The organism is Streptomyces sp. NBC_00212 (genome assembly GCF_045206365.1).
Taxonomy (GTDB): Bacteria; Actinomycetota; Actinomycetes; order Streptomycetales; family Streptomycetaceae; genus Streptomyces.
In genome coordinates this window covers 3,860,588-3,882,846 of the sequence record NZ_CP108115.1, presented here as the reverse complement: position 1 = coordinate 3,882,846, position 22,259 = coordinate 3,860,588, and the positions used below count along the sequence as shown (strand labels likewise).

The 22,259-nt window shown below is 70.2% G+C and carries 21 protein-coding genes; 11 read left to right on the top strand and 10 right to left on the bottom strand.

Features of this window, described 5'->3' with window-relative positions; translation table 11 throughout:
* Nucleotides 1-16: 16 nt before the first annotated feature.
* Nucleotides 17-1,672 carry a threonine/serine exporter ThrE family protein gene (locus tag OHA17_RS17650; RefSeq protein WP_398877655.1) on the bottom strand — a complete coding sequence of 552 codons (1,656 nt, stop codon included), beginning with the start codon at nt 1,670-1,672 and terminating at the stop codon, nt 17-19.
* 125 nt (nt 1,673-1,797) lie between these two features.
* Complete coding sequence (locus OHA17_RS17645; RefSeq protein WP_053731216.1) at nt 1,798-2,292, bottom strand: inorganic diphosphatase; 495 nt, start codon at nt 2,290-2,292, stop codon at nt 1,798-1,800.
* Between the two features lie 132 nt (nt 2,293-2,424).
* Between OHA17_RS17645 and dacB the strand changes: the two genes are divergently transcribed.
* From dacB to OHA17_RS17610, 7 genes are all read left to right on the top strand, one after another.
* Nucleotides 2,425-3,825 carry a D-alanyl-D-alanine carboxypeptidase/D-alanyl-D-alanine-endopeptidase gene (gene dacB, locus OHA17_RS17640; RefSeq protein ID WP_406507410.1) on the top strand — a complete coding sequence of 467 codons (1,401 nt, stop codon included), beginning with the start codon at nt 2,425-2,427 and terminating at the stop codon, nt 3,823-3,825.
* A 49-nt stretch (nt 3,826-3,874) separates the two neighbouring features.
* Entirely contained in the window at nt 3,875-5,014 is a 1,140-nt protein-coding gene (locus OHA17_RS17635; RefSeq protein ID WP_406507409.1) for a zinc-dependent metalloprotease, read from the top strand.
* A 219-nt stretch (nt 5,015-5,233) separates the two neighbouring features.
* The gene (gene tilS, locus OHA17_RS17630) at nt 5,234-6,304 is read left to right on the top strand and encodes a tRNA lysidine(34) synthetase TilS (RefSeq protein ID WP_398877662.1); all 1,071 of its coding nucleotides are present in this window, start codon (nt 5,234-5,236) and stop codon (nt 6,302-6,304) included.
* A gap of 75 nt (nt 6,305-6,379) precedes the next feature.
* Nucleotides 6,380-6,919 carry a hypoxanthine phosphoribosyltransferase gene (gene hpt, locus OHA17_RS17625; protein ID WP_053731222.1) on the top strand — a complete coding sequence of 180 codons (540 nt, stop codon included), beginning with the start codon at nt 6,380-6,382 and terminating at the stop codon, nt 6,917-6,919.
* Between the two features lie 202 nt (nt 6,920-7,121).
* Nucleotides 7,122-9,149 (top strand): ATP-dependent zinc metalloprotease FtsH, encoded by a 2,028-nt coding sequence (gene ftsH / locus OHA17_RS17620; protein ID WP_053731212.1) that lies wholly within the window; start codon nt 7,122-7,124, stop codon nt 9,147-9,149.
* 115 nt (nt 9,150-9,264) lie between these two features.
* Complete coding sequence (folE, locus tag OHA17_RS17615) at nt 9,265-9,870, top strand: GTP cyclohydrolase I FolE (protein ID WP_406507408.1); 606 nt, start codon at nt 9,265-9,267, stop codon at nt 9,868-9,870.
* Between the two features lie 68 nt (nt 9,871-9,938).
* The gene (locus OHA17_RS17610; protein WP_406507407.1) at nt 9,939-10,901 is read left to right on the top strand and encodes a hypothetical protein; all 963 of its coding nucleotides are present in this window, start codon (nt 9,939-9,941) and stop codon (nt 10,899-10,901) included.
* Between the two features lie 42 nt (nt 10,902-10,943).
* On the opposite strand, the gene OHA17_RS17605 is transcribed toward OHA17_RS17610, so the two are convergent.
* The 6 genes from OHA17_RS17605 to OHA17_RS17580 form a co-directional block, all read right to left on the bottom strand.
* Nucleotides 10,944-11,426: a DUF3180 domain-containing protein gene (locus OHA17_RS17605; protein WP_406507406.1), complete on the bottom strand. Its 483-nt coding sequence runs from the start codon at nt 11,424-11,426 to the stop codon at nt 10,944-10,946.
* A 49-nt stretch (nt 11,427-11,475) separates the two neighbouring features.
* Nucleotides 11,476-12,090 (bottom strand): 2-amino-4-hydroxy-6-hydroxymethyldihydropteridine diphosphokinase, encoded by a 615-nt coding sequence (folK, locus tag OHA17_RS17600; RefSeq protein WP_053731209.1) that lies wholly within the window; start codon nt 12,088-12,090, stop codon nt 11,476-11,478.
* Nucleotides 12,087-12,446 (bottom strand): dihydroneopterin aldolase, encoded by a 360-nt coding sequence (gene folB, locus OHA17_RS17595; protein WP_053731208.1) that lies wholly within the window; start codon nt 12,444-12,446, stop codon nt 12,087-12,089. Before folB ends, folK begins: the two co-directional genes overlap by 4 nt.
* Nucleotides 12,447-12,643: 197 nt before the next feature.
* Nucleotides 12,644-13,105, bottom strand: coding sequence for a nuclear transport factor 2 family protein (locus OHA17_RS17590; RefSeq protein ID WP_406507405.1), 462 nt, complete (start codon nt 13,103-13,105; stop codon nt 12,644-12,646).
* Nucleotides 13,102-13,962 (bottom strand): dihydropteroate synthase, encoded by an 861-nt coding sequence (gene folP, locus OHA17_RS17585; RefSeq protein ID WP_406507404.1) that lies wholly within the window; start codon nt 13,960-13,962, stop codon nt 13,102-13,104. Before folP ends, OHA17_RS17590 begins: the two co-directional genes overlap by 4 nt.
* A gap of 16 nt (nt 13,963-13,978) precedes the next feature.
* Nucleotides 13,979-14,437, bottom strand: a complete 459-nt coding sequence (locus tag OHA17_RS17580) for a MarR family winged helix-turn-helix transcriptional regulator (RefSeq protein WP_406507403.1) — start codon at nt 14,435-14,437, stop codon at nt 13,979-13,981.
* A 131-nt stretch (nt 14,438-14,568) separates the two neighbouring features.
* Between OHA17_RS17580 and OHA17_RS17575 the strand changes: the two genes are divergently transcribed.
* Nucleotides 14,569-16,044: an MFS transporter gene (locus tag OHA17_RS17575; RefSeq protein WP_398877673.1), complete on the top strand. Its 1,476-nt coding sequence runs from the start codon at nt 14,569-14,571 to the stop codon at nt 16,042-16,044.
* Nucleotides 16,045-16,493: 449 nt separating this feature from the next.
* On the opposite strand, the gene OHA17_RS17570 is transcribed toward OHA17_RS17575, so the two are convergent.
* Complete coding sequence (locus OHA17_RS17570; RefSeq protein WP_406507402.1) at nt 16,494-18,335, bottom strand: phosphatidylglycerol lysyltransferase domain-containing protein; 1,842 nt, start codon at nt 18,333-18,335, stop codon at nt 16,494-16,496.
* A gap of 150 nt (nt 18,336-18,485) precedes the next feature.
* Here OHA17_RS17570 and OHA17_RS17565 point away from each other — a divergent pair, with 150 nt between their 5' ends.
* Nucleotides 18,486-19,598, top strand: coding sequence for an alpha/beta hydrolase (locus OHA17_RS17565; protein ID WP_406507401.1), 1,113 nt, complete (start codon nt 18,486-18,488; stop codon nt 19,596-19,598).
* Here the strand turns inward: OHA17_RS17565 and OHA17_RS17560 are convergent.
* On the bottom strand, nt 19,585-20,730 hold the full coding sequence (locus tag OHA17_RS17560; RefSeq protein WP_406507400.1) for an ABC transporter ATP-binding protein: 1,146 nt from the start codon (nt 20,728-20,730) through the stop codon (nt 19,585-19,587). The genes OHA17_RS17565 and OHA17_RS17560 overlap by 14 nt on opposite strands.
* Before the next feature lie 135 nt (nt 20,731-20,865).
* Here OHA17_RS17560 and OHA17_RS17555 point away from each other — a divergent pair, with 135 nt between their 5' ends.
* Together OHA17_RS17555 and OHA17_RS17550 are read left to right on the top strand one after the other, a co-directional pair.
* Nucleotides 20,866-21,546 carry an ABC transporter permease gene (locus tag OHA17_RS17555; protein WP_406507399.1) on the top strand — a complete coding sequence of 227 codons (681 nt, stop codon included), beginning with the start codon at nt 20,866-20,868 and terminating at the stop codon, nt 21,544-21,546.
* Between the two features lie 3 nt (nt 21,547-21,549).
* Complete coding sequence (locus tag OHA17_RS17550) at nt 21,550-22,218, top strand: ABC transporter permease (RefSeq protein ID WP_406507398.1); 669 nt, start codon at nt 21,550-21,552, stop codon at nt 22,216-22,218.
* Nucleotides 22,219-22,259: the final 41 nt, after the last annotated feature.

Below are 22,259 nucleotides of genomic sequence, written 5' to 3'. Positions count from 1 at the left end.
GTCCGCTCGTAACGCCCTAGAACCCGCGGGTCCGCTTCGCCGCCGCGCGGCCCGCGCCCGGTGCCCGCAGGAAGAGGCGGGCGATCTCGTTGCCGAGGTTCACGCCGATCGCGATGGCCAGGGCCAGCGCCGCCGCCTTGGCGAGCGAGGCGATGCCCTGGTCCGTGTGCTTCTGGGCGATCGAGAGGACCCCGAAGTACATGGCGCTACCGGGCAGCAGCGGGCCGATCGCGGCGGTGACGTACAGCAGCGCCGAGGTGTTCCAGTACCGCGAGAGCAGCTGGCCGAAGAGGCCGACGAGGCCGGCCGCGACCGCCGTCGCCATGATCGGCGAGCCCTTCGCGGTGACCGCGATCGCGGCGTAGATCACCCAGGCGACCGCGCCGTTCGAGGCCACGATCAGCACGGTGGAACGGTCCTGCTGGAGCAGGACCGCGAAGGTCAGACAGAGCACGAACGACGCCAGGATCTGGACGACCGGGCGGTCGATGGGCTTGAACGTGCCCTCCGGGTTGAGCTCGGCGTGGATCTGGAGCCCGCCGTAAAGCACGGTCAGGACGCCGGCGACGATCGCGACGAAGAAGTAGCCGACTTCGAGCAGCCGCGCGGAGGCGGTGACGTAGAAGCCGGTCAGGCCGTCCTGGACGGCCGCCACCAGGGCTCGCCCGGGGATCAGCGCGAACAGGCCACCGGTGATCACGGCGGACGGACTGAGGTCCCAGGAGGACTGCAGGCTGAGCGCGACGCCCATCGCGGCGGGCGGCATCGCGGCCACCACGAACTGGTAGAACTCCGGCAGCCCGCGGGACGCGCACAGCCAGGCGAGCCGGTCGCCGAGGACCGCGCCGACCGCCGCCGCCAGGAACACCGCGACACCGCCGCCGAGCAGCACGGAGGCCGCTCCGGCAAGCAGTCCGCAGGCGGTGGTCAGGACCCAGCCGGGGTAGGGGTGGCGGTTTCGGCGTATCTCCGCGAGGCGCCGGTAGGCCTCCTCAAGGGAGACCTCGTGGTCCTCGCTGGTCATGTCCGTGACGAGCCGGTGCACGGCCGCCAGCCGGGTGTAGTCGGTGCCGCGGCGGCGCACCGTGCGGTTGGCGGTCACCGGGTCGTCCACGAGGGACGGCTGGTGCGTGATGGCCAGCATGGTGAAGGTGACCGTCGGCTCGCAGCGGTCCAGGCCGTAGCTGCGGCAGATCGCGAACATCGCGGCCTCGACGTCCTCGGCGCCCTCGCCGCCCGAGAGCAGCAGTTCGCCGATACGCAGCGTCAGGTCGAGCACGCGGGGCACGGCGGGGCCGGTGTCGTCGTGCTTCTGGATCGGCTCGGCCACCGGCCGGTCGCCCACCGGCATCCGCAGCATGGTGCGCATCCGGTCCTGCCAGGGCGCGTCCTTGGACAGCCGCACCAGCGGCAGGCCCGCCGTGGTGATCAGGGCGTTCGGGGTGTCACGGGCGCTGTAGCTGCTCGGCGTCGCGAACGCGGAGGCCGGCTGGTCGGCGGGCGCCTCGACGACCGGGGTGGCGAGGCCGGCGGGCAGCGCGAACTCCGAGGTGGGCGAGTCCTCCTCGGGCACCTGCGGCTGCTCCACGCCCTCGGGGGGTGCGAAGGCGCTGCGTGCCTCGTCGGACTGCGGCTTGCGGTCCTCGACCGTGTCGTGCTGCTCGGCCACCACTGGTCCCGTGCCTCCCTCCGGCCGCTTGGGTGCGTGTGCCCAGTATGTGGTCGGTCATGAGCCGATACGACAGCGGGCGGCGCACCGTGAAGGTGCACCGCCCGCTGTTCACGGAAGATCGCGCGTCAGTGCGCGCCGCCCTGCGCCTCAAGGCGCTTGTAGGAGGCCTCGACCTCGGCCTCGGCCTCGACGCGGCCGACCCAGTTGGCGCCCTCGACGGACTTGCCGGGCTCCAGGTCCTTGTAGACCTCGAAGAAGTGCTGGATCTCCAGGCGGTCGAACTCGGAGACGTGGTGGATGTCGCGCAGGTGCTCCACGCGCGGGTCGGACGCCGGGACGCACAGCAGCTTGTCGTCGCCGCCGGCCTCGTCGGTCATCCGGAACATGCCGATCGCGCGGCACTTGATGACGCAGCCGGGGAACGTCGGCTCGTCCAGCAGGACCAGCGCGTCCAGCGGGTCGCCGTCCTCGCCGAGGGTGTCCTCGACGAAGCCGTAGTCGGCCGGGTAGCTGGTCGAGGTGAAGAGTCGACGGTCCAGACGGATCCGGCCGGTCTCGTGGTCGACCTCGTACTTGTTCCGCGACCCCTTCGGGATCTCGATGGTGACGTCGAACTCCACGGGTGGCTCTCCTCCATGATCAGCACATGCATCGGACGGGGCTGCGTCGCCGCCGTGCTCCCGGCCGGACGCAGTTCTGGTGATTAAGTGTCCCTCACGCAGGTGTGTGATCGCGAAAGGGGCTGGTCCTCGGTGCCGGGACCCAAGACATGGCAGCTCACAGCGGGTGCGGCGGCGGTCGGCCTGGCACTTTCGGCCGGGGCCGTGGCCCTCGCCGGACCGTGGGACTCAGGCCAGCGTACGGCCGAGCGTGACCGGGCCGCATCGTGGGAAGCCAGGGGTGGCGCACATCACGGGCCCCCCGCGGAGCCGGACGCTCCGGCTCCGGCTCCGAGCGCGCCCAGCGTGCTCGCGGCCCTCGGCGCCCCGGCCGCGGCCCCCGTACCGGCCGCCCTTCCCGCGGCCCTGGACCAACTGCTCGCCGACCCGGCGCTCGGCCCGCAGCCGGCGGCCTCGGTCCTGGACGCGGCCACCGGGCGGGTGCTGTACGCCGTCCGGGCGGACGCGGCCATGACACCGGCCTCCACCGTGAAGATCGCCACCGCGACCGCTGTGCTCAGCGCGCTCCCGCCCGACCACCGCTTCGCCACCAGGGTGATGGCCCCGGCCGGCGGCACCGCGCTGACCCTCGTCGGCGGCGGCGACCCCACCCTGGACAGGACGCGCCTGGCCGCCCTCGCCGACGACACGGCCCGTGCGTTGCGCTCGCGGTCGCTCGACCACGTACAGCTGGCGTACGACATCTCGCTGTTCAGCGGTCCCGCGGTGCATCCGATCGGGGCGAACGAGAACCTCGCGCCGGTCGTCGCGCTGATGACCAACGAGGGGCGTACGGACGATTCCGACAGCGGGCCCGCGACGCGCACCTCCGATCCGGCGGGCGACACCGCGCGGGCCTTCGCCGAGTTGCTGCGGGCCCGCGGGGTGCAGGCGGACGCGCCGGTGCAGGGGGCCGCGCCCGCCGGTGCCAAGCCGGTGGCGAGCACGCTGTCGGCGCCGCTGCCCGAGATCGTCGAGCGGATGCTGACCAACAGCGACAACGACATCGCCGAGGCCCTGAACCGCGCGACCGCGATCGCGACCGGCAGGCCCGCGAGCTTCGAGGGCGGCGCCGAGGCAGTGCCCGCCCAGCTCGCCAAGCTCCAACTCCCTTTGAACGGAGCCGTGTTCGCGGACGGCAGCGGCCTGAACCGCGTCGACAAGGTCACCGCGGGCCTGCTCACCCGGCTACTCGCCAAGGCCGCCGACCCGGCCAGGCCCGAACTGCGCCCGATCCTCACCGGCCTGCCCGTCGCCGGCTTCACCGGCACCCTCAGCGCCCGGTACGGCACCGCATCCGCGGCGACCGGCCTGGTCCGCGCGAAGACCGGCACGCTGGGCGGCGCGGGGGTCAACACCCTGGCCGGGACGGTCGTGGACGCGAGCGGCCACCTCCTCGCGTTCGCGTTCCTGTCCGCTGGGCCGCCGGGCGCCGACCCGGCCCCCGTACAGAAGGCGCTCGACCGTCTTGCCACCCGGCTCACGGCGCACTGAGCGGCGCCGACCGGGTTCCCTCGCGGGGCCGACCACGTACGGTTGACGCATGACTGGCATCGGCGGTGCAGGTACCTCTGGGATGGTCGACTGGAACCTCGCGGTCGCGACCGCGACCCGACTGGTGCGGCCGGGTCCCGACGTGAGCCGCGACGAGGCACGTGAGATCGTCGCCGAGCTCCGCCGGCACGCCAAGGCCGCCGAAGAGCACGTACGGGCGTTCACCCGGATGATCCCGGAGGACGCCGAACCCGAGGACACCCCGGTCCTGGTCGTCGACCGGGCCGGCTGGGTGCGGGCGAACGTCGCGGGCTTCCGCGAGGTCCTGCGGCCGCTCCTCGACAAGATGCAGGAACGCCGCGGGAACATGCCCGGCGGGGCCGTGCTCGGCGCGGTCGGCGGCAAGGTCACCGGCGTCGAACTGGGCATGCTGCTCAGCTTCCTGTCCTCGCGGGTGCTCGGCCAGTACGAGACCTTCGCGCCCGCGAGCCGGGAGCTCCCGGCGGCGCCGGGCGGCGGGGGACGGCTGCTCCTGGTGGCGCCCAACATCGTGCACGTCGAGCGCGAACTCGACGTCGCCCCGCACGACTTCAGGCTCTGGGTGTGCCTCCACGAGGAGACCCACCGCACCCAGTTCACGGCCGTGCCCTGGCTGCGGGACCACCTGGAGGGCGAGATCCAGTCATTCCTCGGCGAGACCGAGGTCGACCCGATGACGGTTCTGGAACGGCTGCGCGAGGCCGCCCAGTCCCTGGCCGGGGGCCGCCCCGAAGGCGAGGAGGGCGAGGAGGGGCGCTCGCTCGTGGAGCTGGTGCAGACCCCGGCCCAGCGCGAGATCCTCGGCCGGCTCACCGCCGTCATGTCGCTGCTCGAAGGCCACGCGGACTACGTGATGGACGGGGTCGGGCCGCAGGTCGTGCCCTCGGTGGCCGAGATCCGTGAGAAGTTCAAGGAGCGCCGGGCCAAGGGGGCCTCCCGGCTCGACACGGCGCTGCGCAAGCTGCTCGGCCTCGACGCCAAGCTGCGCCAGTACCGCGACGGCGAGCGCTTCGTGCGGGCCGTGGTGGACCAGGTCGGCATGGACGGCTTCAATCGGGTGTGGACATCGCCGAACACGCTCCCCACCAAGACCGAGATCGCCAATCCGGCGGACTGGGTGGCGCGGGTGCACCGCAAGGCGGACTCCTGACGCGAAAAGCCGCCGGTGGGCGGGTGTCAACGCGGGAATCACCCATCCGAGGGACCGTGGGGCATGGGTAGGCGTGCAATGCTCGGGTAACGGCTCTGTTCTGTCACCATCTACGCACTCTGTGTGACTGAACGTCCCTCCTGCTCCCTCTGCTCCCTCTGATTCCCCCCGCTTCCTCTCCGCGCCAGAGGCACCCCCCAACACCGAAGGGCACCGGACATGGGTCCCCATCCTGCGGTCGCAGCGATACGCCTGGCGGTTCGCCGCGTACTCCACGACGTACTGAACGAACACTCCCGCGACCATGAGAGCGCCGCTGTCGCCGTGACCGCGGGAGCCACCGCCGGTCGCGGAACCGGCCTGCGCACCGCGCCGCCCGAGCCCCTCGTGCTCGTGGCCTGCTCCGGCGGCGCCGACTCCATGGCGCTGGCCTCCGCCCTCGCCTTCGAATCCCGCAAGCTCTCGCTGCGCGCCGGCGGCATCACCGTCGATCACGGTCTGCAACACGGCTCCGACCTGCGGGCCGCCGAGGTCGTCTCCCGCATGACCGGCCTCGGCCTGGAGCCCGCCGAGGCCATCGCCGTCCACGTGGGCCGCGAGGGAGGACCCGAGGCCGCCGCCCGGGACGCCCGCTACGCCGCCCTGGACGCCGCCGCCGAGCGCCACGGCGCCGCCGCGATCCTGCTCGGCCACACCCGCGACGACCAGGCCGAGACCGTGCTGCTCGGCCTCGCCCGCGGCTCCGGCACCCGCTCCCTGTCCGGCATGGCCGCCGTCTCGGGGGCGGCGGGCCGCTACCGGCGCCCCTTCCTGGAGCTCGACCGCCAGACCGCCCGCAAGGCCTGCATGGTGCAGGCGCTGCCCGTCTGGGACGACCCGCACAACGCCGACCCCGCCTACACCCGCTCCCGGCTGCGCCAGGAAGGCCTGCCCGCCCTGGAGAAGGCGCTCGGCAAGGGCGTCGTCGAGGCGCTCGCCCGCACCGCCCAGCTCTCCCGTGACGACGCCGACGCCCTGGACGCCTGGGCCCTCCAGGCGGACGCGACCGTACGGGACGACACCGGGCTCCTGGACTGCGCGAAGCTGTACGCGCTGCCGCCCGCCGTGCGCCGCCGCATCGTTCGCCGCGAGGTCATCGGGGCGGGCGCGCCCGCCGGTTCGCTCTTCGCCCGCCATGTCGAGGAGGTCGACAAGCTGATCACCAGCTGGCGCGGCCAGCGGGCCATCAATCTCCCCGGCCGCGTCGTGGCTCGTCGGCAGGGTGGCAGACTGGTCATTCGGCAGGGCTGAGCTCACGCACGTAACTCGGCTCGCGTACGGACAACAGAACCCCCCAAGAAAGCGGCCCGGGTGAACGAGAAGGACATGGGCACCGACCTCCAGTCGGTGCTCATCACCAAGGAAGAGATCGACGCGAAGCTGGCGGAGCTGGCCGGGAAGATCGACGCGGAGTACGCGGGCAAGGACCTGCTCATCGTCGGTGTCCTCAAGGGCGCCGTCATGGTCATGGCGGATCTGGCCCGCGCGCTGTCCACCCCCGTCACCATGGACTGGATGGCCGTCTCCTCGTACGGTGCGGGCACCCAGTCCTCCGGCGTCGTGCGGATCCTCAAGGACCTCGACACCGACATCAAGGGCAAGCACGTCCTGATCGTCGAGGACATCATCGACTCGGGCCTGACCCTGTCGTGGCTTCTTTCCAACCTCGGATCGCGCGAGCCCGCCTCCCTTGAGGTCTGCACGCTGCTCCGTAAGCCGGATGCCGCAAAGGTCGCGATCGACGTGAAGTGGATCGGCTTCGACATTCCCAATGAATTCGTCGTGGGTTACGGCCTCGACTATGCCGAGAAGTACCGCAATCTCCCCTTTGTCGGGACGCTCGCGCCGCACGTGTACGGCGGCTGACGCAACCCGGCCCGTTCGGGGAACCACAGCCCTCTTCCCGCCGTTGGAGCAGGGGAAGGGCCCTTTGTCACCCGTACCGTGCGACCACGGGTGACAATGCTGGGGTACCGTCCGAAGAACAGTCTTTACACACAGTCTTAGTCACACTCACAGCAGCATTTACCTACGGGCAGGAGGGACGGGGCGTTCTCGCTCCGTATGGATGGACGTGAAGCGATACTTCCGTGGGCCGGTCATGTGGATCGTGCTGGCCGTCCTCGCCGTGGTCGTGTTGATGCAGGTCGTCGGCTCGTCGGGCGGCTACAAGACGGTCGACACATCCGATGTCGTTCAGGCGATCAACAACAAGCAGGTCGAACAGGCCAAGATCACGACTGGTGACAGCCAGGTCATCAAGATCGACCTGAAGGACGGCCAGAAGGTCAAGGGCAGCAGCAAGGTTCAGGCCAACTACATCGGTGACGCCCAGGCGACCGACATGGCCACCCAGCTGCAGACCGGAGTGAAGGGCGGTGACATCCCGAAGGGGTACACCGTCTCGCCCGACAAGCAGAACCCGTTCCTCGGGATCCTGCTGTCCCTGCTCCCCTTCGTCCTCATCGTCGTGGTCTTCCTGTTCCTGATGAACCAGATGCAGGGCGGCGGCTCCCGAGTCATGAACTTCGGGAAGTCCAAGGCCAAGCTCATCACCAAGGACACCCCGAAGACGACCTTCGCCGACGTGGCGGGGGCCGACGAGGCCGTCGAGGAACTCCACGAGATCAAGGAGTTCCTCCAGGAGCCGGCGAAGTTCCAGGCCGTCGGCGCCAAGATCCCGAAGGGCGTGCTGCTGTACGGCCCGCCCGGTACGGGCAAGACGCTGCTCGCCCGCGCCGTCGCGGGTGAGGCCGGTGTCCCGTTCTACTCGATCTCCGGTTCCGACTTCGTCGAGATGTTCGTCGGTGTCGGCGCCTCGCGTGTCCGTGACCTCTTCGAGCAGGCCAAGGCGAACGCCCCGGCGATCGTCTTCGTCGACGAGATCGACGCCGTGGGCCGGCACCGTGGCGCAGGCCTCGGCGGCGGTCACGACGAGCGCGAGCAGACCCTCAACCAGCTGCTCGTCGAGATGGACGGCTTCGACGTGAAGGGCGGCGTCATCCTGATCGCCGCCACGAACCGGCCCGACATCCTCGACCCGGCGCTGCTGCGCCCCGGCCGTTTCGACCGCCAGATCGCGGTCGACCGCCCGGACATGCAGGGCCGGCTGGAGATCCTCAAGGTCCACCAGAAGGGCAAGCCGGTCGCGCCGGACGTCGACCTGTCGGCCGTCGCCAGGCGCACCCCGGGCTTCACCGGCGCCGACCTGGCGAACGTGCTGAACGAAGCGGCGCTCCTGACGGCGCGCAGCGACCGGAAGCTGGTCGACAACAACGCGCTGGACGAGGCGATCGACCGCGTCGTGGCGGGTCCGCAGAAGCGGACGCGGATCATGTCCGAGAAGGAAAAGAAGATCACCGCGTACCACGAGGGCGGTCACGCCCTGGTCGCCGCGGCTTCTCCCAACTCGGACCCGGTCCACAAGATCACGATCCTGTCGCGCGGCCGGGCCCTGGGTTACACCATGGTCCTGCCGGACGAGGACAAGTACTCGACCACGCGCAACGAGATGCTCGACCAGCTGGCGTACATGCTGGGCGGGCGCGCGGCCGAGGAGCTCGTCTTCCACGACCCGACGACGGGCGCGGCCAACGACATCGAGAAGGCCACGGCCACCGCCCGCGCGATGGTCACGCAGTACGGCATGACCGAGCGGCTTGGCGCGATCAAGTTCGGTGGCGACAACACCGAGCCGTTCCTCGGCCGTGAGATGGCGCACCAGCGCGACTACTCGGAAGAGGTCGCGGCGCTCGTCGACGAAGAGGTCAAGAAGCTCATCGAGACGGCGCACAACGAGGCCTGGGAGATCCTGGTCGAGAACCGCGACATCCTCGACAACCTGGTCCTGCAGCTCCTGGAGAAGGAGACGCTGGGCAAGGAGCAGATCGCCGAGGTCTTCTCGGGCATCGTCAAGCGCCCGGCCCGTCCGGCCTGGACCGGCTCCTCGCGGCGTACGCCGTCGACGAGGCCGCCGGTGCTCTCGCCCAAGGAGCTGGCGCTCACCAACGGCGCCGCTGCCACCAACAATGGCTCCGTGCCGATGGACAAGCCCACGGAGGCCCTCCCGGCCCCCGAGGACCGTCCCGAGAGCTGAGCACCCGGGCCGCACCGGCCCCGGAATGCATCCCGCGCCCCCCAGGTTTTAGCCTGTGGGGGCGCGGGTGTTTTCCGGCCACGCGCATGAACGACAGTCGAGGAACGAGGCACAGATGACCGACCCGGTGACGCTGGACGGCGAGACGCAGATCGGCGAGTTCGACGAGAAGCGGGCCGAGAACGCCGTGCGCGAGCTCCTCATAGCGGTCGGCGAGAACCCGGACCGCGAGGGCCTCCAGGAGACGCCGGCGCGCGTGGCGCGGGCCTACCGGGAGATCCTGGCGGGTCTGCGGCAGGAGCCCGAGGACGTGCTGACGACGACGTTCGACCTGGGGCACGACGAGATGGTCCTGGTGAAGGACATCGAGATCGTTTCCGTCTGCGAACATCATCTTCTCCCGTTCCATGGTGTGGCTCATGTCGGCTACATCCCGGCGGAATCGGGCAAGATCACCGGGCTGTCGAAGTTGGCCCGACTTGTCGATGTGTTCGCCCGTCGCCCGCAGGTACAGGAGCGGCTGACCACTCAGATCGCTGATTCGCTGATGCGTATCCTGGAAGCCCGTGGTGCCATCGTGGTGATCGAGGCCGAGCACATGTGCATGTCGGTACGCGGCATCCGCAAGCCCGGTGCGAAGACCATGACATCGGCCGTGCGTGGGCAGCTCAGGGACGCCTCGACCCGGGCTGAAGCAATCAGCCTGATCATGGCGCGCTAGCCCGATTGTCAGTGGTGCCCGATATGGTCCCCGACCAGTGGAGTTGATCGCTGGTCGAGAGGATCGCCATGGCGTACGGGCTGCCGAGTCGGCAGACGGTGAACGTGGTCGGCGGGTGCAAACGGGCACGTGATGTGGCTGTCGGCGCTCGCCTGTGGACGCTCGATGGGACTGGGAGCGTCCAGACCGCGGTCGAGGGTGTGGCGGCGGTCAAGGCGCGTGAGGTTGTAGAGGTGCTGACTGGTCATGTGGTGTTCACCGTCGCCCCTGGGCAGCTTCTGAGAACGGCTGATGGCTGGGTTCATGCCGCAGACGCCGTGGGGAAGGCGATCCTGTGGACTCAGGCGAGGAAGTTGTGCCGCGAGAGGCCCACCATCCAACCCGGCTACGAATTCGGTTACTTCGTAGGGGCGACGTGTGCTGATGGCACGGTGGGCAAAAACTACGTGTCACTGGTCGTAAACGACAAGCGGTTCGCTGCACGGTATGCGGCCAGTCTGACCGCAGCGACCGGGCTGGTCGCGCGACTGGAACCGGTGACGCGCCCGTCCGGCTACCTGCAAAGGGACGTGCCAGGGTACCGGGTGCGTGTGGTTTCGTCGTATCTGGCAGACCTGATGCGGCAGTTCGTGGGAGGCGATGCCCACCACATGCGGCAACGGTTCCCCAGGGTAGTGCTGCGGCACATGGATGACTTCGAGGGATTCCTCGACGGTTATGTCGACGGGGATGGCTTTCGCCTCAAGGGTTGGACGGCCCGGGCCGTTATCAGCGGCAACGTGCCGTTCCTTGCGGAACTTGCCCAGGTCATCGGTGCAAGGTTCACGCCCAAGGCGGACGGCGCGGCTTCGCACCTGGTGATAGCGGACAGCTGGCCCCTCAGGGGCACTTACCAACAGGAGGAGCACCCCTTGGAGTTGTGCGAGTCCGGTTGGATGCAGGTGCGTGAGGTGCGTCCCTGCACAGCGCTCGGGACCAAGCCGTACACGTGTACAGCTTCCAACTCGCCCTATATCCCACGTTTCTGGTGAACGGGTACTTGGTACGCCAGGCGGGGTGATCGGGCCCCGCCGTCAGGCTGCTGATGCAGTGCCGTCAGTGTCCTCGTCGTCGGGGAGCTTGCAGATGCGTTCCAGGAACAGGGCGGCCGCTACGACCCCGATGCCGGCCAGGACCGAGAAGCCGGCGTAGATCGCCTGGTCGCGGCGGGCCGGCACATCGAGATAGCTGAGCAGATAGACGCCGGTGCCGCCGTACATCCCGCACACCAGGGCCGCGACCAGCGCGCTGGCCTGGCCGAAGACCACCGCGCGGGCGGCCATCAGGGGCTCGACGCCCTTGGCCCCCGGCCGGCGCTCGCGCTGGGCGCGCAGCCGGGCGCGGATGGACAGGGCGGTGGCGAGCAGGATGACCGCGATCACCCCGAGCACGATGGGCGCCGCGATCGGCACGCTCGGCAGCGTGGAGACCGAGTCCCACAGCCGGGCGCCCGCCCAGGAGAGCACCCCGGCGACGACGAACAGACCGGCCAGCACGCCCAGGCGCAGTTGCTTCACGGAGTAGTGCCCTTCGGGTCTTGGGAGATCGACCTCAGAAGCGTAACGACTACTCGGGCAGCCGGAGTTCCAGATCGGCGCGGGGCAGCACTCCGGCGCGGCCGACGTCGCTCAGCAGGTCGGCGACCGAGCCGTGTCCGGGCAGCTGTGCCTCGGGCTCCACGTCGTGCCAGGGGGCGAGCACGAAGGCCCGCTGGTGGGCGCGCGGGTGGGGGAGGGTCAGGACCGGGTCGTCCGAGATCACGTCGGCGTAGGCAACGATGTCCACGTCGATGGTGCGCGGGCCCCAGCGCTCGTCGCGGACTCGGTCGAAGGCCTCCTCGATGGCGTGCCCGCGCTCCAGGAGGGAGGCCGGCGGCAGGGTGGTCTTCACGACGACGACCGCGTTGAAGTACGAGGGCTGGGAGCCCGCCTCGACGCCCCAGGGCTCGGTCTCGTACACCGGCGAGACGGCTTTGACGCGCAGGCCCGGGGTGTCCTCCAGGGCGTCGATGGCGCCCTGGAGCGTCTCCAGGCGGTTGCCCAGGTTCGAGCCGAGCGCGATGACGGCGCGGCGCGGGTTGGAGAGCGTCACATCGGCCGCGTCCACCTGCTCGACCACGGAGGCGGGCACCGGCTGTACGGTCGGGTCGCTCTGCGCGGCCCCTTGCGAATACACGCTCATACTCGGCTCCGGGTGATCGTGATGGTCACGTCGTCGAACGGGACGGTGATCGGCGCGTCGGGCTTGTGCACGACCACCTCCACCTCCTGGACGCCTTCGTGCTTGAGGCACTGCTGGGCGATCCGCTCGGCGAGCGTCTCGATCAGGTCGACGGGCTCGCCCTGGACGACGTCCACGACTTCTTCCGCCACCACGCCGTAGTGCACGGTCTTCGCCAGGTCGTCGTCCGCCGCCGCCAGGCGGGTGTCGAGGCCGAGCACCAGGTCGACGATGAAGGTCTGGCCCTCTTCGCGTTCCCGGGGGAAGACGCCATGGTGCCCACGGGCCTTGAGGCCGCGCAGCGCGACACGATCCACGCGAATCACTCCTGCTGTCGTTGGTCAGACGGACATGCGGCCGCGTGCGGGCGGCACGGTGCCCACAATCGAATCTACCTGCGAGCACTGACAGTGCTCGCCCACGGGGGCTATGGACAGAACCGGACAGGCCTGGTAGCCGCCCCTACCCGATGGCTCCGGATTCAATCCTCCAAAGCCCCCAATCGTGCCCGGACTCAGTCCTCTTCCGGCTCTTCGTCGCCCGATTCGGCGAGCACCGGCGAGCCGTGGTGGGACCAGAGCCGCCAGCCTCCGGATGTGCGGCGGAACACATTGGTGGCGACCACGAGCTGGCCGACGAGCGGACCCAGCTCGCCGCTCTTCTCGGCGGGGCCGCCGCTGAGGATGTTCTCGGTGCAGGTGACCAGGGCGGTGTCGCCGAGGATGACGACCTTCACATCGGTCAAGAAGAACTGGATGTACTCGGTGTTCGCCATGATCAGGGCGTACGAGCGGAGCACCTCGCCGCGCCCGGAGAGCACCGGCCAGCCCGGGTGGACGCAGGAGATCCCGGTGTCGCCGGCCTCGGTGGCGTCCAGCCAGAGGTCGGACAGCTCGTCGAAGTCGCCCCGCTCCAGCGTCTCGTAGAACGCGGTGTTGGCGCGCTCGACGGCCTCGCGCTCGGTGCGCGGGCTCACCGGGCTCCCTCGACGGCGCGCGCCACGCGGACGGCGTCGGCGGTGGCCCGCACCTCGTGGACGCGGACCGCCCAGGCGCCCTCGTGGGCGGCGATGGCGGAGACGGCGGCGGTGGCCGCGTCGCGCTCCCGGGCGGGCGGCGGGGCGCCCTCGTCGCCGGCCAGGACGTGGCCCAGGAACCGCTTGCGGGAGGCGGCGACCAGGACGGGGCGGCCGAGCGCGCGCAGCTCGGCGAGGTGGGCGACCAGGGCGAGGTCGTGCCCGGCCTGCTTGGCGAAGCCGAGGCCGGGGTCGATCACGAGGCGCTCGGGGGCGATGCCGCCCGCGATGACGGCCTCCATGCGGTGGCGGAGCTCGGCGACGACCTCGCCGACCACGTCGGCGTACACCGCGCGGCTGTTCATGTCCTGGCTGAAGCCGCGCCAGTGCATGACGACGAAGGGGGCGCCGGTGGCGGCGACGGCGGGGATCATCGCGGGGTCCGCGAGGCCGCCGCTGACGTCGTTGACCAGGACCGCACCGGCGGCGATCGCCTGCTCGGCGACGCGGGCGCGCATGGTGTCGACGGAGACGGTGACGCCCTCGGCGGCCAGGCCCCGTACGACGGGTATGACACGGCGCAGCTCTTCGGTCTCGTCCACGCGGGAGGCGCCGGGGCGGGTCGACTCGCCGCCGACGTCGACGAGGTCGGCGCCCTCGGCCACCAGGTCGAGGCCGTGCTTGACGGCGTTGGAGGTGTCGAACCACCTGCCGCCGTCGGAGAAGGAGTCGGGCGTCACATTGACCACGCCCATGACCGCGCAGCGGTCCCATTCGGGCAGGCCTTCGACGGACCCCCGCCCGTTCCACGTACTCATACGTCAAGCGTAGGCGTCAGCCCGGCGTTCCCGGACCACGCTCGGGGGTGGCGAAAAGGCGCTGGAGGAGATCGTGGAGGGCGACCCGGTCGGCGTCGGGCAGTGCGTCGAGGGCGCCGTGGGTGGCGAGCATGCCGGTGCGGACGGTCTCCACGGTGCGGATGCCGTCGTCGGTCAGGACGACGTTCTTGACGCGGCGGTCGGTGGCGCTCGGCTCGCGGCGCACCAGGGCGCGGGCCTCCAGGCGGTCGATGATCCCGGTCACGTTGGAGGCGTCGCAGTGCAGCGTGGTGGCGAGCGAGCGCATGGAGGCGGGGCCCCGGCGCAGCACGGTCAGGGTCTTGGCCTGGCTGGAGGTGAGGCCCTCGTCGGCGGCGGCCGACGTGAAGTCGCCGTAGAAGCCGGCCAGGGAGTCCCAGATGGCGTCCATGAGCGCGGCGTTGCTGACGGCGGTCGGGCGGCTGGTTCCAGGCATGCCGTCCACTGTACTCGCGGTTCGAGCGAAACTTGACTACCTAAACCTTTGATGTTTACCTTCATTAAGTTGCTTGAGGTAATCAAGCTTCGATCGACTCAAGTACCTCCTCCTGCCGTACGGAAGAAAAAGTGACCACTAACCAACGCCCCAGCGGCGGTACAGGGCTCGTCCTGGTGCTCGGCCTCGCCGCCATGGTCGTCTCGATGATGCAGACCCTGGTCGTGCCGATCCTCGGGATCATCCAGAACGACCTCGGCACCACCACCTCGGGCGTCAGCTGGGTCACCACCGCGACCCTGCTCTCGGCGGCCGTCTTCACGCCGCTGCTCGGCCGCTTCGGCGACATGCACGGCAAGAAGCCGACGCTGATCGGTGTGCTCGTCGTCATGGTCGCGGGTTCCGTGCTCGCCGCCACCACCAGCTCGCTGGTGCTGCTGATCGTCGGCCGGGTGCTCCAGGGCGCGGCCACCGCGATCTTCCCGCTGGCCCTTTCCGTACTGCGTGAGGAGATCCCCCCGCAGAAGCTGCACGGCGCGATGGCGCTGGTCAGCGGCACCCTGGCGTTCGGCAGCGGCCTCGCGCTCGTCGGCGCCGGCCTGCTCACGCAGGGCTCGCACCCCGACTACCACCGGGTGTTCTGGCTCGCCGTGATCCTCGCGGTCCTCGCCCTGATCGCGGTCATCGCGGTCGTGCCGGCCTCCCGTACGAAGACGGGCGGGCGCACCGACTGGTTCGGCGCGGCCACCCTGGCGGCCTTCCTGGTGCTGCTCCTGCTGCCCATCTCGCAGGGCCACGAGTGGGGCTGGTCCTCCGGCCGTACGATCGGGCTCTTCGTCGGCGCGGTCGTGATGGCCGGGGTCTGGGTCCTGGTCGAGCGCAAGGTCGCCGAGCCCATGGTGGACATGCGGATGTTCGCCCACCGACCGGTCCTCTTCACCAACCTGGCCGGGCTGCTCCTCGGCTTCGCGATGTTCTCGCAGTTCATCGGCGTCTCCTACCTGGTGCAGATGCCGGACAGGCTGACCGGGTACGGCTTCTCGGCGTCCGTGCTGCGCGCCTCCGTCGAATACCTGCTGCCGACCACGCTCGTCTCGCTGATCGCCGCGCCGCTGGGCGGGCAGCTCGTGGGGCGGATCGGGGCGCGCTTCACGCTCGCGGCGGGCGCCGCCTTCGGTGTCCTGGGCTTCGCCTGGTTGACCGGGGCGCACGACTCGACGGCGTCCGTGATCCTCGCGGGCATGCTGATCGGTGCCGCGATCAGCTTCGGGTACGCGGCGATGCCGGCGCTCATCGTGGCGAGCGTCCCGCACCACCAGACCGGCATCGCGAACGGGATCAACTCGATCTCGCGCTCGGTGGGCTCCGCGATCGCCAGCGCGGTGATCACCTCTCTCCTCGCCTCGAAGGTCATCTCCGGCCTGCCGGCCGGGGTGCCGCCGCTGCCGGCCGAATCGCAGTTCACGCTGAGCTTCGCGCTCGCCGGGATCGCGTTCGTGCTGGTCGTGGGCGTGGCTTTGGTCGGGCTGTCCTCCGACAAGTCGCGTGCGCGGCGGGTCGAGGCGTCTTCGGCGGATGCGGTCGAGGCGGAGCTGGAGCGAGCCTGACCGCCCGGGGTGGGGCCCGGGGCTCCCTGGGGCTCCGCCCCAGACCCCGGGAGGCCCCGCCCTGGTGCGCCGGGGCTCCGCCCCAGACCCCGTTGGGCCCCCGCCCCACCCCTTCCCGAAACCCACCGGGGGTGGGTGGGGCGGCTGTGGCCAGTGGATGACGCCAAGGGCGGAATGCGTGATCGTTCGGCCTCGGACCGTGCGTGGTTGCTCGCGCAGTTCCCCGCGCCCCTAACAGCACCGGGGTACAGGCATCCCCAGCCCGTCCGGTGATTGAGGACGAGGGCCCTTACGGCGCGAACGGGGTCTGGGGCGGAGCCCCAGGAGGGCAGCTCAGCACCCCCCCACCCCCGGAGGGTCTAGGGAAGGGCGGGGTGGGGAAAACGCAGAACCCCGGCCCGAGCCCCCCGCAGGGGGACCCAGACCGGGGTTCGGGCGCTGGGGTGGTGCTACGCCGCGCTTACCTCTCGCTCCGCGGGGGCCACGTGCGCGCACGCCCGGTCCCGCCGCGCCGCCCGGGTGAGGCGGGCGAGCGGGCCCGGGAGGCCCAGGTTCACGAAGCCCTCCGCCTGCATCACGGCGAAGCCGATGCGGGGGAGGTCCGCGTGGGCCCGGTAGACCATGAAGCGGGGCTCCCAGCGCGGCTGGAACTTCGCGTTGAACTTGTACAGCGACTCGATCTGGAACCAGCGGGACAGGAAGACCAGGAGGCCGCGCCACATGCGCAGGACCGGGCCCGCGCCGATCTTCTCGCCGCGCGCCAGCGCCGAGCGGAACATCGCGAAGTTCAGGGAGACCTGACGTACGCCGATCTTCTCGCAGGCCTGCAGCGAGGCCACGATCAGGAGCTCGTTCATGCCGGGGTCGGCCGAGCGGTCGCGGCGCATCATCTCCAGGGACATTCCGTCCTTGCCCCAGGGGACGAAGTGCAGGATGGCCTTCAGGTCGCCGAAGGGGGAGGGTGCCGCGCCCTCGTCGTCGGCCTTGTGAGCCGTCGCGATCACGCAGTCGCCGTCGTTCGGGTCGCCGATGCGGCCGAGCGCCATCGAGAAGCCGCGCTCGGTGTCCGTGCCGCGCCAGTCCTCGGCGGCCCGGCGGATGCGCTCCAGCTCCCCGTCGGAGAGGTCACGAACGCGCCGTACGCGGGTTTCGTAGCCATTGCGCTCGATGCGCTTGACCATCTGGCGTACGTTCCGCATCGCGCGTCCGGCGAGGGAGAAATCCGCGACGTCCACCACCGCCTCGTCACCCAGCTCCAGGGCGTCGAGCCCGGTCTCGCGGGTCCAGACCTCGCCGCCGGTCTCCGAGCAGCCGACGACCGCCGGGGTCCAGGAGTGCGCCTTGGCCTCGTCCATGAAGCGCTCGATGGCGCCGGGCCAGGCCTCGACGTCGCCGATCGGGTCGCCCGAGGCGAGCATCACGCCGGAGACCACGCGGTAGGTGACGGCCGCCTTGCCGCTGGGCGAGAAGACGACGGCCTTGTCGCGGCGCAGCGCGAAGTGGCCGAGCGAGTCGCGGGCGCCGTGCTTGGCGAGCAGCTCGCGGAGCTTGTGCTCGTCGTCCTGGGTGAGGCGGGCGGCCGGGTGCTCGGGGCGGAAGGCCAGGTAGATCGTGGTGACCGCGGTGAGCAGGCCGAGCGCGCCGAGTGAGTAGCCGACCGTCCAGCTGGTCTTGCCCTGGTACTCGACCGGGCCCTCGAAGCCGAAGAGGCCGAACATCACGTGCTGGATGCGGTCCACGATGCTCGGGTTGCCGACGGTGCGGTTGGGGTGGACGCTCACGATGACCAGGCCCAGGCCCAGCGACCCCGCTCCCATCAGGAAGAAGTTCGCCACCGCCTTCCAGCGGCTGCGCGGGTCGGGCAGCGCGGTGAACTCGCTCCGGTGGCGGATGAGCAGCGTGAGAAGTACCAATGAGATCAGCACGCCCACAATGGAGTGCCGGTACCAGAACTGGGCCACCGCCCCGATGGGCAGCAGCACCACGGCGGCCCGCCAGGCTCGCCGCTTGCGGCGCTTCAGGCCGTGCGCGAGGAGCAGCAGGAGGATGCCGGCGCAGAGCGCCACGGCCGCCGCGAAGGGGCCGAAGGTGCCCGGCAGCACCTCGCTGACGGTGTGGAACCGACTGTGCCGGACGCGATCGAAGACTCCGGCCGCGACGTCCAGGAGGCCCACGATCGTGCAGGCCGTACCGACCAGCTTGGGAACCGACTCGGGGCGCGGCCCGCGGAGGACCTTTCGTACACGAGTCGGAACCGATCCGTTTTTGTCCCCATCTATCCTGACAGACATCGCTTCCCGTGACTCCGCGAGAGATTCAGTTGGCCGGGGGACGGCGTCCGCACCGTCCAGCCGGACAATTTGCGCCCTCTAGGACGGGACTTCAGGGGGGCGGGTTCCCTCGGTCTCAGGAAAATCTCAGCCAGAAAGTTTCATCGACTCATGGGTCTCACGAGCAACAAGGTTCTGGCACTCGCCGTGTTCTTGGCGGTGGTGCTGTTCGCGGTCACCATCTGGTTGTGGCCGCGCCTGGCGCGTCGCAGCTGGAAGGCCGTGACGGGCCGGATCGGGCTGCTGCTCGCGACCCAGCTGGCGATCTTCGCCTCGGTCGGTCTGGCCGCGAACAACTCGTTCCTGTTCTACGGGTCCTGGGCGGACCTGTTCGGGCAGGAGCAGGACATGGGCAAGGTCGTCGACCACTCGGCGGGCGGCAAGAACATCCAGGTCGTCGGCAAGCAGAAGCCGGACACCCCGGGCGCGGGCAAGCCGCAGCTGGGCGGCGAGATCCAGAAGATCGTGCTGGCCGGCGCGAAGTCGAAGATAACGAGCCCGGCCTACGTCTATCTGCCCCCCGAGTACTTCCAGAAGGCGTACGAGAACAAGACCTTCCCGGCCTCGATCGTGCTGACCGGCTACCCGGGCACCGCCGAGAACCTGCTCAAGGGCCTCAGGTACCCGAAGACGGCCTGGGCGCAGGCCAAGCAGAAGAAGATGCAGCCGATGATCCTGATCATGATGCGGCCGACGGTGGCGGGCCAGCGGGACACCGAGTGCGTGGACATACCGGGCGGCCCGCAGACCGAGACGTTCTTCGCGAAGGACGTGCCGGGCGCGATCTCCGCGAACTACCGGGTCGGCACCAAGCCGCAGAACTGGGGCTTCATCGGCAACTCGACCGGCGGCTACTGCGCCCTGAAGATCGGCATGCACCACCCCGAGCAGTTCGCGGCGAGCGCCGGTCTCTCGGCGTACTACAAGGCGGCCGACGACCCGACGACCGGTGACCTCTTCCACGGCAACAAGCACGAGGAGAACCGCGCCAACCTGCTGTGGAGCCTGGACCACATCAAGCCCGGCAAGTCGTCCTTCCTGGTCACGAGCTCGCTGTCGGGCGAGGAGAACTTCAAGCCGACCCAGGCCTTCATCAAGAAGGTCAAGGCGCCCGGACGCGTCTCCTCGATCACCCTCGACAACGGCGGCCACAACTTCAACACCTGGCGCCGCGAGATCCCGCCGACCCTGGAGTGGATCAGCGGGCGGCTCAGCGCGAGCTGACCGACTCGACCTTCACCTCGGTCCGGGGCACCGCCTGGGCGTCCGCGTCGATGGAGCGGCGCAGCGCCTCGTGGAGCCGGGCCGGGGTGAGGACGCCGAGGAAACGGCCCCGCTCCTCGCGGTCGATCACGGCGATCCAGCCCGCGTCGTGCTGGAGCATCGTCGCGAAGGCCTGCTTGAGCGAGGCGCCCACCGGAAGCCAGGCCTCCATGCGGCGGGCGTGCTCGCGGACCGTGCCCTTGCCCACCCGGGCCTGCTCCGCGGAGATCCAGCCGTGCAGGTTGTCCTCGCCGTCCAGGACGACCGCCCAGCGCGCGACGTCGGCGGGCAGCGGGTCGTCGAGGTGGACCACGGGCGGCTGCTCCAGGTCGCCCTCCTCGATGGGGGTCACCGAGAGCCGCTTGAGCCCCCGGTCGGCACCGACGAAGTCCGCCACGTACTCGGTCGCGGGGGCGCCAAGGACCGCGGCGGGGGCGTCGAACTGCTCGATGGCGCCCTGCCCGTAGACGGCGATGCGGTCCCCGAGGCGGACCGCCTCCTCGATGTCGTGGGTGACGAACAGGACCGTCTTGCGCACCTGCGACTGGAGCCTGAGGAACTCGTTCTGCAGCCGCTCGCGCACCACCGGGTCGACCGCGCCGAACGGCTCGTCCATCAGCAGCACGGGCGGATCGGCCGCCAACGCCCTTGCCACGCCCACCCGTTGACGCTGGCCGCCGGAGAGCTGGTCCGGGTAGCGCGAGCCGTACGTCGTCGGGTCGAGCCCCACCAGGTCGAGCAGTTCGGCCGCGCGCTCGCGGGCCGCGGCCTTCTTCACGCCGAGCAGGTGCGGGACGGTCGCGGTGTTCTCCAGGACCGTCTTGTGCGGGAAGAGCCCGACCTGCTGGATCACATAGCCGATGCGGCGCCGCAGTTGAACGGGATCGACGGTCGATATGTCCTCGCCGTCCAGGAATATCCGTCCGCTGGTCGGCTCGATGAGCCGGTTGACCATTTTCATCGTCGTGGTCTTGCCGCACCCAGACGGGCCGACCAGGGTGACCAGTTCACCCTCGGCCACCTCGAAGGACAGGTCGTCCACGGCGATGGTGCCGTCGGCGTACCGCTTGGTGACGTGCTCGAACCGGATCATGGGTCCCCATTGTGAAGGCTGGCGGGCGCGCTTGTGTGAAGCCCATGTTGCTGTAATGCAAAGGCCCGAGGCGATTGTCGGTGCTCGGGGATAGGGTCTTCAGGAACGAATCGAACACCAGGGGGAGGTGGGAGAGTGGCGCAGAACTGCCTGGCGGCGAACGACTGGATCTGCTGGGAGTACGTCAGCTCCCGGAGCCAGGAGCTGACCGACGCGACGGTCCAGCACGTATGGATCACCGCGGTGTCGGTCCTCATAGGCCTGCTCATCGCCTTCCCCCTCGCGCTGCTCGCGCGCGGGCGCAAGGGCGTCGCAGCCACCGTCCTCGGCTTCACGACCGTGCTCTACACCGTCCCGTCGCTGGCGATGTTCGCCCTGCTGCTCCCGGTGTTCGGCCTCTCGGCCGGCCTGGTGGTCACGGGCCTGGTGCTGTACTCGCTGACGATTCTCGTACGGAACATCCTGGCCGGGCTCGAATCGGTGCCCTCCGACGCTTTGGAGGCGGCCCGCGGCATGGGGTACGGGCGGATACGGCTGCTCTTCGAGGTCGAGCTGCCGCTCGCGCTGCCCGCGCTGATGGCCGGGCTCAGGATCGCGACGGTGGCCACCGTCGCGCTGACCACGATCGGCTCGCTCGTCGACCACGGCGGCCTCGGCAACCTCATCGAGCAGGGCCTGCCCACCTTCTTCAAGGCGCAGATCCTCACCGCCTCCGTGCTGTGCGTGGCGCTCGCGATCGCCGCCGACCTGCTGCTCCTCGGGCTCCAGTGGCTGCTCACCCCGTGGACCCGGATCCGTACGGCGAAGGCGGTCTGAGCGATGGGAGTCTTCACACAGGCCTGGACGTGGCTGACCACGGGCGCCAACTGGTCGGGGGAGGACGGCGCCTGGCACCGGCTCGGTGAGCACGTGTACGTCAGCGCGCTCGCCCTCGTCGTGTCCTGCCTGGTCGCCCTGCCGCTCGCGCTGTGGCTCGGGCACATCGGCAAGGGCGGCGCGCTCGCCGTCAACATCTCCAACGTCGGCCGGGCGATACCCGTCTTCGCGGTGCTCGCCCTGTTCATGGTCACCCCGCTGCGCAACGCGGGCTATCTGCCCACCGTGATCGCCCTGGTCCTTTTCGCGGTGCCGCCGCTGCTCACGAACGCCTACGTCGGCATGCGCGAGGTGGACCGGGCGGCGGTGGAGGCGGCCCGCGGCATGGGGATGTCGGGGCGTCAGCTCTTCCTCCAGGTGGAACTGCCGCTCGCCTACCCGCTGATCATGACGGGCCTCCGCTCGGCGGCGGTCCAGATCATCGCCACCGCGACGATTGCCGCGATGGCCGGCCTCGGCGGGCTCGGCCGGATAGTCACCGAGGGGTTCGCGGTGTACAACACCCCGCAGGTGGTGGCGGGGGCGATGCTCGTGGCGGCGCTCGCCCTGCTGGTGGAGGGCGTCCTGGTGGCGGTCGACCGCCTGTTCAGCCCGCTGCGCAAGCGTGCGTGACCCCGTGCTCCAGCGACTCCTGTGATCTCGCAGTACCCGTG